Source organism: Nostoc sp. MG11 (genome assembly GCF_014904695.1).
Taxonomy (GTDB): Bacteria; Cyanobacteriota; Cyanobacteriia; order Cyanobacteriales; family Nostocaceae; genus Komarekiella.
The window spans coordinates 118,535-132,015 of sequence record NZ_JACXXN010000009.1 but is presented as its reverse complement, the minus strand read 5'-3'; the positions used below and the strand labels follow the sequence as shown (position 1 = coordinate 132,015).

Below are 13,481 nucleotides of genomic sequence, written 5' to 3'. Positions count from 1 at the left end.
TTAGTTTTGGAGTTTGAGGCGAAATTTCGCCCTTAATCCACTAAATTATTTGTAACAAGTTAAAGATACCGTTGGCGAATTCGTCAAAGCAGTATACTAGCTGTTTACTTAGCTTCAGTGCCAACAAAACTTGTTCACTACGTAATAATGAGAACTTAGAAGCAGCTGCTTATGCTGGATTAAAACACTTAGGAGGATTTAAACGCCCTTATTTTACTGATTTTGAAGAAAAACTGTCGGATTTCATCGAGCCACAAAGTAGAGTCAATAGCTCACAAATAGACTGAATACTGGCATTATTACAGGAGAAGCAATATGACAATTATTTCAGGACGCGCCTGGATTACTGGTGCTAGTAGCGGGATTGGTGCAGCCACAGCCAAGATGCTGGCAAAGAACGGGGCAAAAGTAGTTTTATCAGCGCGCCGTACGGAGCAACTGGAACTGCTCTCCCAGGAGATTGAGCGTGCAGGCGGTCAGTCTGTGATCAAAGCGTTGGATGTGACTGATCGTGAAGCAGTGGCACAACTTGGGGATGAACTTGAAACGATGGGTGGCGTAGACATCCTAATCAACAATGCCGGTTTAATGCCTCTCTCACCCATGCTTGAAGGACGCGTGGATGAGTGGGAGCGAACGATTGACGTAAATATTAAGGGACTCCTCTACGCCATTCATGCCGTCCTTCCCGGCATGGCTAAACGCAAGCGCGGTCATATCGTAAACATTGGCTCCGTGGCTGGACGTTTTGCCTTTAAGGGAGCAGCTGTCTACTGTGGAACCAAATTCGCGGTACGCGCCATTTCAGACAGTCTGCGCCGAGAAGCAATCGAATACGGAGTGCGGGTGACTGACATTGAACCAGGAGCAGTGGCGACTGAACTTGCCGATTCCATCAAGCACGAGGCAACGAAAGAAGCTGTTACTGAACAAGGTGGTTTTTATGCCCCAGGTGCTAATATTCTTCAAGCTGAGGATATTGCCAGCGCAATTCTTTACGTGCTGAGCCAGCCCGATCGCGTTAATGTTGGTGAGCTGTTAATTCGTCCGCGTATTCAAGAACTTTAAGCCGCACAAATACTGGATGGACAGTAGATAAAGTGACGATCGCACCAAGGTGATCGCCACCTATACGAAAATCTGAGAATGCTTATGTAGGTGCAATAAACAATCCAAAATAAAATCTTTTACCCGGTTTGTTCTGGAAACACTGTTAGTACCTCTTGGTCTTGGCTGTTGTCTAAATTGACCTCAAAAGTTTGTCCTTCCACTGTCACTTGATCACCCCTTACTAGTCGCCGTCCTCGTCGGGTTTCCACCACACCGTTTAGTTGTACATCGCCACCTTGAATCAATAGCTTGGCTTGTCCTCCAGTTGGCACTATACCCATTAACTTTAAAAACTGACTTAATTTAATTGTGTTATCTCTGGGTTTCATAGTAAATAAAAGTACACTTACTTAATTGTATAGTGGCGTTATCAAGCTTAAGCAGATATTGCAAGATGCAATTACTTTTATGTTGCCCTTAACTAAAAGTGCGTAGGCGTAGCCTGTCATAGACATCGCCTCTTTTGGTAAGCCAAACAAGCAGAGGAACTGTCTAAAGTTATGCACTACTCTTTATATTTTTTTTAACAGCCTGTGATTCCAATGCTAAAAAATACTCGATTGCTGCTTTAGTTGCCGCTTGATTTTGAAAGTTATTTATAGAGCGCTCAAGAACCAAGTACTTGGTTCAGGTACTATTTTGACAACAATATCTCCAGAATTAGTATCTAATCTGAAATCAGAATCAGATTGAGGAACCTGAAAGAGTGATAAGTTGTGATTAACTGTTCCTGACAAATAAGTCTCACCTGCAACTTCACCTCCTAAATCTATTGAGCCAAAGATTTCTTGTGTAACTGTATTGAAGTTAAACTTGAAATAATTTGTGTTAGAGATACCATTTACAACGTTATTATAAGAGGCAATAACATTATTAAAAGGGTCAAAAAAAGAAATTTTTAGAGATTGTAAAACATGGGTTTTCCCAGGCCCATTCTCGGAAAAAATAGCTGGGGCTGTTCTTTCGTTATAACTAAATGAACCTTTAGCTAAATAACTTCCACTACCACTCCAAGCAAAGTTAAATGTAGCAGCTTGAGAGGCAGATATTCCCATCAGGGTGAGAGTAATAACTGTCCCTAATGTCAAGATTAACTTTAACAAAAGTTTTTTCATTATCTTACTGCTTTTTCCCAGATACATTAAAATTTGTAAAGAAAATAACTTAGATTTAAATAGCCCCTTACAGTACCCACACAATACCTATGGCAGTGCGTCAAGATACAATCTGGGAACGTTTTTTATCGCCTGTAGTGCGTCTTTTGATTGATGAGGAAGGAATGCGGCGTTACGCTGATAGTATTGACTGGGAGAAAGAGAGCGATCGCTTCCGACGAGAGGATGTGATCATGCCCCCGTACTACATTAGCCAAAACTTTCACGGTATTACAGGCGGATATCTCAAATCTAGCGCAGCAGTTACTTATGACCCAATTACTCAATACGTTCTACCGCCTAATGAAACTGTAGTACGTCAGGCTTTAATTGATGCCATTAAAGTACAACCACGACGCATACTCGATTTAGGTTGTGGTACAGGTTCCACTACCTTAATGTTAAAGCAAGCTTTCCCTCAAGCAGAAGTCATTGGTTTAGACTTATCACCTTATATGCTGGTAAGGGCAGAAGACAAAGCTAAAACTGCTGGTTTAGATGATATGGTCTGGCGACACGGGAATGCTGAGAAAACCGGGTTCAGCGATGCATCGTTTGACTTGGTGACAGCTTCTCTGCTATTTCATGAAACTCCGAATGCAGTATCTCAAACAATTCTGCGGGAAAGCTTCAGGTTATTGGTAGTTGGTGGGCAAGTATTGATTTTAGATGGTAATCAGAAGACCCTACGTCAGTTAGATTGGCTTAATGATGTTTTTGAGGAGCCGTATATTCGTGAGTATGCTGCTGGTAATATAGATGCGAGTATGGGTGCAGCAGGCTTTGAAGCAGTGCGAACTCAGGATGTATGGTGGATAAATCAGGTAACTAGTGGAGTAAAACCCATTCCTGGAGAAGATACAACTGTTCAAAAAAATGTTATACAACACTCTCCGACATCAAGAGACACCACAATAGATAATAATGATTTGGAGGGACTTGAGTCTCCAGCATTTGGCGTAATGGCATGAGTTTAAAGGCAGTTCTCTTTGATTTTAATGGTGTCATCATTAACGATGAGCCAATCCACTTACAACTGATAGATGAGATTCTCGTTCAAGAAAATCTCCAACCCCAAAGGGTCAATGAGCGTCAAGCTTCTTTAGGACGCAGCGATCGCGCTTGTTTCCAGCAACTATTTGCTAATCGCGGTCGAGTAGTCACTGAAAACTATTTAACTCAGTTGCTATACCGCAAGGCCCAAACCTATGTGTTGGAACTAGAGAAAATCGAAAAACTGCCTTTATATCCAGGTTTAGAAGACTTGATTTTTCAGGTGCGATCGCGCAATCTGAAACTAGGATTAGTTAGTGGCGCTATTCGCAAAGAAATAGAACTAGTACTTAATCGTGCCAATCTAGCTGAGTACTTTCAAATTATCGTAGCTGGTGATGATATTACTACCAGTAAACCAGAACCCGACGGTTATTTACTAGCAGTGAAACGCCTCAACCAAGAATTTCCTGCTTTGAATCTTCAACCACAAGAGTGTCTAGCAATTGAAGATACCCCAGCTGGTGTCGAAGCCGCAAAACGAGCGCAAATGCAGGTAGTTGGTGTAGCGAATACTTACCCATTTCACATGCTCCAGCGTTACTGTAACTGGACAGTTGATTATCTGAGTGATTTGGAGCTCGAACGGGTGCAAGAAGTCTTTTCCCAAAAAGAGTTTCAGCCCACAGTAAGTGAATGTTAAGATCTCACAACTAAGTCTATGTACTTGTGAAATGCCTTGGTTACTAGATATGCTTTGCAAATGAGTTGCGGTTTTTGACTAGATAATCCTTGAATTTATTTACAATAATTTTACAATAGTCCCGTATTTCTCCGTAACACGCAAAGTTTTCATCAATATTTCTAGTATCAGATCCGAAATACTACCAATTTAGTTTAGTAGTTGGTTATATGACTATACAATTTAGCCGTACCCAACTCGATGAAGCGATCGCATCTTGTCCAAATAGCTATGATAGTTCTATTTTCCATTGGCAGTCTTGGCGTTATCGGGGGAAGTTTTTTTCTGAGAAAAGCTTTTAGCAGTACCAGTGAGTCAGAGTTAATTACTGATAAGTCGCGTTATGGAGAAGTTCGTAATCAACTTTGGTCTGGTAATAACCAAGTTAGACATTTTCCTAACGAGATTCCTGCTGATGCTAAAGGCGTCCGCATTGTCTACTCCCCAGGATTTTTGCAAGGAGGCAGTTATTTTCAAGTTAGGCTGAAACAGTCACCAGAAAAGATTCAAAAATTACTTTCACAATACAGAAGTATCGCTAAACATGAATATATCGGTGGTAACACCAACGATCATATCAACTTACCTAATGGTGTACCGACAACTTTCTTTTATACTAGTGAATCTTCTGCGGAATCTTTTCCTGCTACATATCAAATATTAGTATTAGAAGCAAACGATAGAGGTAGACCTGGCTTCAAGTGGAATCACGGCGATAGTTATGGTGTAGCAATTAATAGTTCAGCTTCAGAAATTGTCTATTGGACTGAACAATGGTAGATAACTCAGATTCCCGACTTATCTAGGACTTACGCACTGAAGCCTGAAACCCTGATCCCCCTAACTCCCCTTTTTAAGGGGGGAACGTGTAAAGCCCCCTTTCTAAGGGGGTTGGGGGATCTGAGTGCGTAAGTCCTGTTATCTAAAAAGTCTGGAATCTATCTAGTTGTTCACAAAGAATTGCTATGAGAAAGATCATTATTGGGGTGATGGGTCCTAGAGAAAAGGCTACAGCAAATGAGTTGCAAAATGCCTACGCACTAGGTAAACTCATAGCTCAACAAGGATGGATTTTACTCACTGGTGGTAGGAATGTGGGGGTAATGGATGCAGCAAGTAATGGTGCAAAATCCAGTAACGGTTTAACTATTGGCATTCTCCCCAGCGATAATCGAAATGGTATTTCTGAAGCATTAGATATTGCCATTTTCACAGACATGGGAAATGCTCGAAATAATATTAATGTTCTTTCCAGTGATGTGGTAATTGCCTGTGGTATGGGTGCGGGAACTGCTTCAGAAATTGCTTTAGCTTTGAAAGGAAACAAGAAAGTAATTTTGTTGACTGACGATGAAGAAAGCAAAGTTTTCTTCAAAAAACTATTGCCAGAAAATGTTTATATTGTTGAGAGTGTAGTGGATGCGATCGCCACTGTCAAAGCAATTTTATAATAGTTAAATTTGGATAAAAGTTTGAGACTATTGAATTGTCGAAAGTTGTAGTAATCCTAAACATTTTCTCACCTAATTTTCAGGATATGCTTTTGCACCTAAAAGATTAGATTTAAGAATGGCAAAATCGCCTAGATTTTCCGAGTCTTTGTAAGCCAAAACTGCTTTGATTTGTTTCAGTTTCTTGAGTATGTTGACTTTTTTAGGTGTGCGATCGCAAATAAATTATAAACTTAAGGTTGTACTACTCATCTACACAAAGCCAAAGTGCCAACCTACAGAATTTTTTGTTACTTCATTTTCAACCTTGGTTGATGGTGTCTGTCAAAGTAGAACAAATATACTATACTGCAATTGACTTTTTATTAATCTCTTGGACAAAACAATTGGAATTAAGTCTTGCTACATTTTTCGTATATCAAATTTGTTAGTTAATAGAATTGATTTACATTTTATTAGTTGATATTCAAGCTCTCTTAAACTAATTTGATAAAAATTTTATCCATTTAGACTCTATAAATATTGACAAATAATAATATTTAAATGAATATTTGATTTTTGGCATGTGCCTTCAGATTTATTTTATTCTAAGTCTTCAGACTTAATTTATTAATTATATTTTTTTTGCTAACTTAAATAAAACTTATTAATTTTAAAATAAAAATCTAAACAAGACATAATTTCCTTATTTATGTCTTTACTAAAGAGTTGATCGCATTGATTTTTACAATGGTCTTCAATAAAAATTGCATTAGCAGCTAAGTCAAACTTAACTGTTAACAAACTGTTATATGACTTGACTGATTAATTAAATTAAATTTCATTACATATTTAATGATGCCAAAACTCGAATAATCGGTGAGTAGGGAAAAGCTGTGAGGCTGATTTAAACCCACGAAATGTAAATTCTAGCAAAAAAGATTTTGCAGATTGATGTTGATTTATACACTATTTTCACAATATTACTACTAACTATGAAAATCGCTGTGATTGGTGCAAAAGGTTTACCTCCAAAACAGGGAGGTATTGAGCATCATTGTGCGGAACTATATACTCGCATTGCAGGCCAAGGACACGCTGTAGATTTATTTGGCCGATCTTCTTACACGGCAGGTTCTTGGCTTAAGCATTACGATTTTCAGGGTGTTCGAGTTATTTCCCTACCTGGTGGAAATTTGAGAGGGATGGACGCTTTTGTTACCTCAGCCCTAGGAGCAATCAGCGCCATAGGCAAGAAATACGATATTGTTCATTTTCATGCTCTCGGTCCATCTCTATTTACTTGTTTACCCAAAATTGCCACCTCTGCAAAAGTTGTAGTTACTTGTCACGGGTTAGATTGGCAGCGTGCAAAATGGGGTAGTTTTTCTACTCGTTTAATCCAAACAGGAGAGAAAACAGCAGTACGTTTTGCTCATAAATTAATCGTGGTTTCTAATGTACTCCAATCCTACTTTTGGCAAACTTATGGTGTGAGAACAGTTTACATTCCTAACGCTCCTGCCCATTACGGTGAGTCAGACCCAAATTTTACCTACGGGACTCAGCTTAGTCTGCAACGAAAACGTTATATTATGTTTTTAGGTAGATTGGTACCAGAAAAGCGTCCTGATTTGCTTGTTGAAGCCTTCTGTGCCCTGAAACCTCTTGGATGGAAACTTCTTTTGGTTGGAAGTGTCAGCGATACCAAATCCTTTACTGCAAAACTATTAGAAAGAGTTGCAAAGAATCGAGATATTATCTTGGCAGGCGAACTTCAGGGAACTCGTCTTTGGGAAATAGTACGGGGAGCAGGGTTGTTTGTTTTACCCTCTGATGTAGAGGGACTACCTCTAGCAATGCTAGAAGCTATGCGAGAAGGTATACCTGTGCTGGCAAGTGACATCCCACCCCACAAACAATTAATTAATGATGGACAGGGAATGTTTTTTGAAGCTGGAAATTTAGACTCTTTTATTCGTTCTCTAAACTGGGCGATTTGTCACCCTCAACTGTTGGTAGCAATGGCTCAGAATGCACAAAGGAATGTGCAACTGAATTATACTTGGAATTACATTACTGCTGACAACCTAAGACTGTATGAAACTCTTTATAGTTCCACAGTTATAGATAAGCTAAGGGAGCATCCAGCTTCGGAGGATATACAAGTTCTAGAAAAATAGAAAAGATAAGTTGCTATCGTTCCAGAGTTGCCTGAATTATAAGTAGAAGCAATCGATGGTGTACCCGCCCGCTGTTGGCGATCGCACGACAGCATTAACCCAACTTCAGCAATGTCTAGAAACCCATCTAGTTGGTGCAGAAATTATTTCTTTATCTGTGAACTTGTCATCTACATCTAGCATATTGTGTCGAGGGTCTTACAGCCTCCCATGCCCACCCAGTAGATAACTCAGGCATTATAATGCTCTAGATCAACCGACGTTTTGCCGTAGTAAAACGTAAGTTCGACGAGTCATATTGTGTTCATCTAATTAGCCGTAGAAAAAAGGCCTCTCCCTAGTTTTACTAAGCAAAACCGTCCCTCTGCGAGTCGAAGAGGGACAAACTTGAACTTTAGTTCAAGGCAGGGAGAGATTCGTCTAACTCAAGTATTCTTAAGTTTTCCATATAAAAAGCCCAGGCACTAATGCCTGAGCTTATATCAAATTCTACATCATAAAAATGCGGCTATAAAGATGACCGCTGTTTTAGAAAGTTTTTAGCCTGCTAAAACTTGAAGTAGGAGACTTTTAGATCTAAAAGGGTTTAGTCTATTTGGATTAGTAACGGTTGTTGCGGTTGTAACCACCGCCACCGCCGCGATTACCACCAAACGAACCTCCTCTATCTTCTTTGGGCTTGGCCTTGTTAACTTTGAGGTCACGTCCCATCCATTCAGCACCATCAAGAGCTTCGATCGCTGCTGTTTCTTCGGCTTCTGTACCCATTTCCACAAAAGCAAAGCCGCGAAGGCGGCCCGTTTCACGGTCAGTGGGTAGTTGAACCCGTTTTACAGAACCATATTCTGCAAAAACAGCGCTCAAAGCATCTTGGGTAACTTCATAAGAGAGGTTGCCTACGTAAATCGACATAAAATGTCTCCAAAATCATAAGAGTGTAGAGATTTAGATTTCGGAGAGAAGTCTGTAAATACCAAAAGGGAAAAACCTGTCAATACTAAACACAAACGCTATCGCCGAATTAATTCTCATTTCATCATCTAGGTTAACATAACAACAAACTATCTGGGAAACTGAATCAAAAAACTGTTATAAAAAGTTATATTAACGATTTATATCTAAATACGGAAATATGATAAGCGCTGGATAATACTAAGGTTGGTATAGCTGCTTAACGAGCAACTAGTCTCCATACGGTATCATTTTGACTGAAAACCAGTTAAAAAAATGGTTCTGTTTATAGCAGAACCATGAAAGCTTTCATAAACGTGTTATGACTTAGCGAGCTGCTCCTTGAGCAGGAACAGCATCAATCGGTTTCATCAGATAAAGCCGCAAGAATTGCCAGCCATTAGAAATATAAAGGGGTAACTTCTGGAAAAATTGCAGGAATTTGGGAGTGTTGGAGTTAGCGATCGCGCTGAGCTTTTCGTTATTCTTTATACAAAGATCCAATCGTTGATAAAACTCAGGATTCTCTACGTCCAGCATGACTGGAAAAACTCTACCTGCGGTTTCGTTAGTCTTTTTAATTACGTAGATGTCGTATTCTTGTGCATCTAATCCAATTGAGGCATAAAAGTCCTTGCGTTGGATGTCATTGAGATACATTGTTACAAACACCGACAACAAGAAGAACCGACTCCACAGTCGTGCTTTCCAATCATTTAACATCTGCGGCTGAGACTTCATGATGGCATCGAAGAAATCGCCGTGACGATTTTCATCCTGACACCAGTTCTCAAAGAACCGGAAGATTGGATAAATGCGGTCTTCAGGATGTGCTTCTAAATGCCGATAAATGGTGATATACCGCCAATAACCAATCTTTTCAGAAAGATAAGTAGCGTAAAAGATAAATTTCGGCTTAAAGAATGTATAGTCGCGGCTCTTAGTCAAAAATCCTAAATCTAGGGACAGGTTAAAGTCCGACATGGCTTTGTTCAAAAAGCCAGCATGACGAGCTTCATCCCGTGACATTAAGTTAAAGCACTCTGCTAAGACGGGGCTTTTGTCCTTCAAGCGACGACCGAGTTCTTTGTACAGCAAAAAGCCGGAAAACTCAGCAGTACAAGAACGTTCTAGAAATTCAACGAATAACTGGCGAGTTTCCCCATCAATGTGATCCCAGGATTGTTCAAATTCTGTATCCCGAACAAAGTGATGGCGATTGTAATCAGCGCGAAACTCTTCCAAAATGGCTCTTAACTCGTCTTCATTGACGGAGATGTCCATCCGCGCCATTTCATCAAAATCGGTAGTATAAAACCGAGGTGTTAACAGGGTTTCTCTTGCCGGGACTTTAATCCCTGGCCGCATTTCTTCAAAGCCTGGTTTTTTAAGGGAATCTACCATGTCTTGATTGCTCTTTTGTCTTTATTATCTTGAGTTCACCAGAAAGCCAAAGGTAATGTTCTGGCAAGGCGCAACAGTTGACAATAATCCATTTGTATAAAAATCAGTCTACCAAGGTGAAGGTTAGAAACTCTAAATTAAACGTTAAGAGTTGCAACATCCTTCAATCTTTACGGAATCGAGAATTAAAGATTGTAGTCATCTTCACATCCTCGCCTTCTCAGAACACTACTGCTTCAGTAATTTTATGTGGTTATTACTACAATTAAAGTAGAGTATTTTATCATATGTTGCTCCTTTTGGAATTAATAACTGTTTCTTGATTAGCATAATCCCTGAAAACTTCTAATTATTCTAGCTAACCATGCTGATATGAAACAAAACAGTCAGAGAAAAGCATCTTTAGACAACAAGAGCGAATCTAAGGGGTTGAAAACAAGATGAATCTTGAAAACAATCAGCATAAAGACCGACTTCTTGTCTCTTACATCCTAAGTGCGGCGCTGTTTTTCGGTTTAGGAGGGCTGCACCGCTTATACAATGGCAAGATAGGGACGGGTTTGGTGTGGCTATTGACTGGGGGTCTGTTTGGTGTAGGGCAGTTCGTGGATGTATTCCTCATACCTAACATGGTTGATGAATATGAACACAACCTCAAGATCAAAGCGGGTTTATCTCCCTTGGGTGTACCCCTAAATCAAGCGGTGGTTGCCTCTCAAGTCCGCCGCCCAACTGGTAATCAACTTATGGTTGAGTTGATTGAAGCAGCAGAAAATAAAGGTGGTAGCCTAACCGTGACTCAAGGTGTGAAGGCAACGGGAGCCAGCTTTGCGGAAGTGGAAGCTACTCTTAAAGAAATGTTCAAATCAGGTTATGTGAAAATAGATAACGACCCCATTACTGGAGCCGTCACCTATCATTTCCACGAACTTTAAAAGAACTTAAGTGTAAATAAACACAGATGTCTAATTTGTCCTTTATCCAAAATAATCACCAAGGACTAAGGACTAATTTCTACCTAGCCACTTTTGACCATTCAAGCGCTGTACTAAACCAAACACTAACAGGTCAAGTGTAATTTTGCGCTCATCGATTAAGAAGGACTCAAGAGTGCTAGGTTTTTTGCCTTCATTACAGGAAAATCCCTTTTTGCCTTGAATATCTTCTTCGGGGAAATACAGGTTAAATTGACGCAGACCGTTTTCCGACCAACTGCCGATAATTTGCCAGTATTCTTCGGCTGACTCAAAACCCGTGATCGGCACTTTCTGCTTAGCAAAAGATACTTCTAAGTTTTGCACACCTTGCTGAGCGATCGCTTTTTGTAAAGCTGGCAAGTAGTCTTGCTGTATAAACTCTACAAAAGGCTTATCTTCAACAGCTGGGGCTTTTTCCTTTTTTGCAGCTTTAGCTGCGGGTTTTTCGCCTGCTTCGGATTTTTCTCCAACTGCGCCTTTAGCTGCGGCTGGGGGTTTTTCCCGTTTGGGGGGTGTAGCAGGTTTTGCAGCATTGGGGTTGGTTTCTGGGTTCGCGGCTTTTGGGTCTGGCGCGTTGGCAGTAGGAAGGTCTGTCGCTTCGGGTGAGTCTGTACTAGGAGCGTTTTCTTCAGCGACATTGGGAGCTTGCTTGTCAACAGTGCTGGGAGCCACTTCGCCAGCTTCGTTATGATTTTTTGCTTCTGCCATTGCTCAGGTCAATCCTTTGTCTAGCTTTAAGCGCGATCGCTCACCTTGAGGTATCGGGTATTTTCATTTTGACATACTAGAGTATGGCAAAAGCTAGCGAATTATATTTATCATTTGAATACCATAAATTTTTATTAAAAGAAGCCGTATATTTACTTAATATAGGACAAATATACGGAAAATTTTTGTATCATGCTTGAATATGAATGTTATTTAGAAAAATTCTATCTATTATGATAGCCAATGCTCGAACCCTGATTCAGTCTCACTTGCTAAAGCGCATATTTGAAAATTTCCGTCTAATAACTAGTTAGACCGCTGAACCGTTGGTGATAGGGGTACAGGATGGTTGCCTCCGAAAACAATACTGCAAGCTTTATATCAAAGTTTGATGGCGAGCTTATTCTTTCAATGGAGCAATTTTTCAAACAAAATTCTAAGAATTATGAAGCGATCTTTAAAGTTTCTGACTTCGTTTACAGGTGTTGTAATTACTACGGTATTCTTTGTTCTTTTTCTCACTTTTATTCCAAACATCTCAAATTTCAAATTATCAAATTGGGTAAATTCTGCTTCACTCAATAACTTTGAAGCAATAGAACAGTCTTCAGAGTATATATCAGTTTTAGATAATCGATCAGGATTAAGTCTTACTTTGCCTCAAAACGAAAGTTTTAGTGTTGGTCTTAGAATTCCACCAGGAGTAGGGAGAGCAATTACCAGATGGCTGAAATCTGTAGCAGAAGAACCAGGATTCATTAGATTACTTCTCTCACTGTTTTTGCCACTAATTAATATAATTATTGGCTTGCTCATTTTTCTTATTAATATTTTGTTAGGATTTTTCAATCTTATTTCGTTTGTCTTACTTCCAATTTGGTTGTATTTAGTGAACCTTATTCGCTCAAAGTGGGAGCAGGTTCATATGGATCTTCATTTGAAGATTACAAGTGAAGAGGAAGCTAAAAGAAGGTTCCCTCTTCAGAAGAAACAAAACATTAGTAAAGTACTCATCAAAAACTATAAGGGTTTTTTGAATAAGCTACCTATACAAATATATAAAGAGGAAACCTGCGTAGTAAGGATAGACTTGAGTTGCAAGCCTCAACAAGACACTAAAAACCAGGCTAAGAAACGACAATCGGATTCTAGCTTTTTAGATGCTTTTTATAATATATTTGAACCTCAAATTAGCGAATCCTCTTTCAGTGAAAAAATTCAATTAGATAAAAAAGAAGACTACTCTCTTGAATTAGACCTGTCTTCACCTGAATTTAAAATTCTTCCTAGCGAGAAACAAAGCCAATCACTTGATTTAGAAAAACTTTCCTACCGTTGGAATTGCAAAGCCAACAATACGGGTGAACATAAACTTGATTTAGTTTTTCGAGTAGTTGAGCAATCTGATTCTTCCAAAATCCAAAAAATTGTGGAGATGGAACGTGACGTTAGAGTTGTTCAGATATTCGGTTTGACTAAAGATCAAGCAGAAAATTTTGCAAAAGGTGTGGCAGCAGTTGCAGTAACTTACGGTCTTATCAAGGGCATTATGAGCGGGCTTCGTGCTGTGTTCTGATTTACAATATAAATTTTGCTTATTTGGGTAATCAGCTTTAGACAATTGCATCATGATAACGGTGTCATTGAGCAGGTAGGGTGAGCAATTGCCCACCTTGCTTTTCGTGTAGGGTATTATAAAGTTGGATTCCGAGGAGCTAAGGGTTATGACTTTAGCATCAAATGGGCAAGCAGCTATCATCCGTACAGAACGTGGACTTACGCGAACAGAACTTTTCGCTGCGCCTCTGCGTGTTAGCGTAGCGGGGCGT

15 protein-coding genes are annotated in these 13,481 nt (G+C 39.7%); 10 read left to right on the top strand and 5 right to left on the bottom strand.

The window, feature by feature from the left end:
* Positions 1 to 71: 71 nt before the first annotated feature.
* A complete protein-coding gene (locus HCR01_RS15820) occupies positions 72 to 287 on the top strand; it encodes a hypothetical protein (RefSeq protein WP_193197095.1) in 216 nt (71 codons plus the stop codon).
* A gap of 28 nt (positions 288 to 315) precedes the next feature.
* Positions 316 to 1,068, top strand: coding sequence for an SDR family oxidoreductase (locus HCR01_RS15815; protein ID WP_193197094.1), 753 nt, complete (start codon positions 316 to 318; stop codon positions 1,066 to 1,068).
* Between the two features lie 119 nt (positions 1,069 to 1,187).
* Here the strand turns inward: HCR01_RS15815 and HCR01_RS15810 are convergent, their stop codons facing one another.
* Both HCR01_RS15810 and HCR01_RS15805 read right to left on the bottom strand, forming a co-directional pair.
* Entirely contained in the window at positions 1,188 to 1,439 is a 252-nt protein-coding gene (locus HCR01_RS15810; protein WP_193197093.1) for an RNA-binding S4 domain-containing protein, read from the bottom strand.
* Positions 1,440 to 1,706: 267 nt separating this feature from the next.
* The gene (locus HCR01_RS15805) at positions 1,707 to 2,252 is read right to left on the bottom strand and encodes a hypothetical protein (protein ID WP_226889370.1); all 546 of its coding nucleotides are present in this window, start codon (positions 2,250 to 2,252) and stop codon (positions 1,707 to 1,709) included.
* 62 nt (positions 2,253 to 2,314) lie between these two features.
* On the opposite strand from HCR01_RS15805, the gene HCR01_RS15800 reads away from it, so the two are divergent.
* The 6 genes from HCR01_RS15800 to HCR01_RS15775 all read left to right on the top strand — a co-directional run bounded on the left by HCR01_RS15800 (position 2,315) and on the right by HCR01_RS15775 (position 7,841).
* On the top strand, positions 2,315 to 3,235 hold the full coding sequence (locus tag HCR01_RS15800; protein ID WP_193197092.1) for a class I SAM-dependent methyltransferase: 921 nt from the start codon (positions 2,315 to 2,317) through the stop codon (positions 3,233 to 3,235).
* Positions 3,232 to 3,960, top strand: coding sequence for an HAD family hydrolase (locus tag HCR01_RS15795; RefSeq protein WP_193197091.1), 729 nt, complete (start codon positions 3,232 to 3,234; stop codon positions 3,958 to 3,960). The genes HCR01_RS15800 and HCR01_RS15795 overlap by 4 nt, the downstream gene beginning before the upstream one ends.
* Before the next feature lie 240 nt (positions 3,961 to 4,200).
* Complete coding sequence (locus HCR01_RS15790) at positions 4,201 to 4,779, top strand: hypothetical protein (protein ID WP_193197090.1); 579 nt, start codon at positions 4,201 to 4,203, stop codon at positions 4,777 to 4,779.
* 185 nt (positions 4,780 to 4,964) lie between these two features.
* Complete coding sequence (locus HCR01_RS15785; protein WP_193197089.1) at positions 4,965 to 5,450, top strand: TIGR00725 family protein; 486 nt, start codon at positions 4,965 to 4,967, stop codon at positions 5,448 to 5,450.
* 974 nt (positions 5,451 to 6,424) lie between these two features.
* Positions 6,425 to 7,612 carry a glycosyltransferase family 4 protein gene (locus tag HCR01_RS15780; protein ID WP_193197088.1) on the top strand — a complete coding sequence of 396 codons (1,188 nt, stop codon included), beginning with the start codon at positions 6,425 to 6,427 and terminating at the stop codon, positions 7,610 to 7,612.
* Between the two features lie 55 nt (positions 7,613 to 7,667).
* On the top strand, positions 7,668 to 7,841 hold the full coding sequence (locus tag HCR01_RS15775; protein ID WP_226889368.1) for a hypothetical protein: 174 nt from the start codon (positions 7,668 to 7,670) through the stop codon (positions 7,839 to 7,841).
* Between the two features lie 371 nt (positions 7,842 to 8,212).
* Here HCR01_RS15775 and HCR01_RS15770 read toward each other — a convergent pair whose 3' ends face one another.
* Positions 8,213 to 8,524, bottom strand: coding sequence for an RNA recognition motif domain-containing protein (locus HCR01_RS15770; protein ID WP_162394977.1), 312 nt, complete (start codon positions 8,522 to 8,524; stop codon positions 8,213 to 8,215).
* 366 nt (positions 8,525 to 8,890) lie between these two features.
* A complete protein-coding gene (gene acsF, locus HCR01_RS15765; RefSeq protein WP_193197087.1) occupies positions 8,891 to 9,967 on the bottom strand; it encodes a magnesium-protoporphyrin IX monomethyl ester (oxidative) cyclase in 1,077 nt (358 codons plus the stop codon).
* Positions 9,968 to 10,407: 440 nt separating this feature from the next.
* Here acsF and HCR01_RS15760 point away from each other — a divergent pair, with 440 nt between their 5' ends.
* A complete protein-coding gene (locus HCR01_RS15760; protein WP_193197086.1) occupies positions 10,408 to 10,902 on the top strand; it encodes a TM2 domain-containing protein in 495 nt (164 codons plus the stop codon).
* 72 nt (positions 10,903 to 10,974) lie between these two features.
* On the opposite strand, the gene HCR01_RS15755 is transcribed toward HCR01_RS15760, so the two are convergent.
* Entirely contained in the window at positions 10,975 to 11,652 is a 678-nt protein-coding gene (locus HCR01_RS15755) for a DUF2996 domain-containing protein (protein WP_193197085.1), read from the bottom strand.
* 445 nt (positions 11,653 to 12,097) lie between these two features.
* On the opposite strand from HCR01_RS15755, the gene HCR01_RS15750 reads away from it, so the two are divergent.
* Positions 12,098 to 13,228, top strand: coding sequence for a hypothetical protein (locus HCR01_RS15750; protein ID WP_193197084.1), 1,131 nt, complete (start codon positions 12,098 to 12,100; stop codon positions 13,226 to 13,228).
* Positions 13,229 to 13,481 lie beyond the last annotated feature (253 nt).

Coding starts and splice junctions, on each gene's coding strand:
- HCR01_RS15815 (WP_193197094.1), top strand. CDS start 316: ATGACAATTATTTCAGGACGCGCCTGGATTACTGGTGCTAGTAGCGGG.
- HCR01_RS15810 (WP_193197093.1), bottom strand. CDS start 1,439: ATGAAACCCAGAGATAACACAATTAAATTAAGTCAGTTTTTAAAGTTA.
- HCR01_RS15805 (WP_226889370.1), bottom strand. CDS start 2,252: ATGTATCTGGGAAAAAGCAGTAAGATAATGAAAAAACTTTTGTTAAAG.
- HCR01_RS15800 (WP_193197092.1), top strand. CDS start 2,315: ATGGCAGTGCGTCAAGATACAATCTGGGAACGTTTTTTATCGCCTGTA.
- HCR01_RS15795 (WP_193197091.1), top strand. CDS start 3,232: ATGAGTTTAAAGGCAGTTCTCTTTGATTTTAATGGTGTCATCATTAAC.
- HCR01_RS15790 (WP_193197090.1), top strand. CDS start 4,201: ATGAAGCGATCGCATCTTGTCCAAATAGCTATGATAGTTCTATTTTCC.
- HCR01_RS15785 (WP_193197089.1), top strand. CDS start 4,965: ATGAGAAAGATCATTATTGGGGTGATGGGTCCTAGAGAAAAGGCTACA.
- HCR01_RS15780 (WP_193197088.1), top strand. CDS start 6,425: ATGAAAATCGCTGTGATTGGTGCAAAAGGTTTACCTCCAAAACAGGGA.
- HCR01_RS15775 (WP_226889368.1), top strand. CDS start 7,668: ATGGTGTACCCGCCCGCTGTTGGCGATCGCACGACAGCATTAACCCAA.
- HCR01_RS15770 (WP_162394977.1), bottom strand. CDS start 8,524: ATGTCGATTTACGTAGGCAACCTCTCTTATGAAGTTACCCAAGATGCT.
- acsF (WP_193197087.1), bottom strand. CDS start 9,967: ATGGTAGATTCCCTTAAAAAACCAGGCTTTGAAGAAATGCGGCCAGGG.
- HCR01_RS15760 (WP_193197086.1), top strand. CDS start 10,408: ATGAATCTTGAAAACAATCAGCATAAAGACCGACTTCTTGTCTCTTAC.
- HCR01_RS15755 (WP_193197085.1), bottom strand. CDS start 11,652: ATGGCAGAAGCAAAAAATCATAACGAAGCTGGCGAAGTGGCTCCCAGC.
- HCR01_RS15750 (WP_193197084.1), top strand. CDS start 12,098: ATGAAGCGATCTTTAAAGTTTCTGACTTCGTTTACAGGTGTTGTAATT.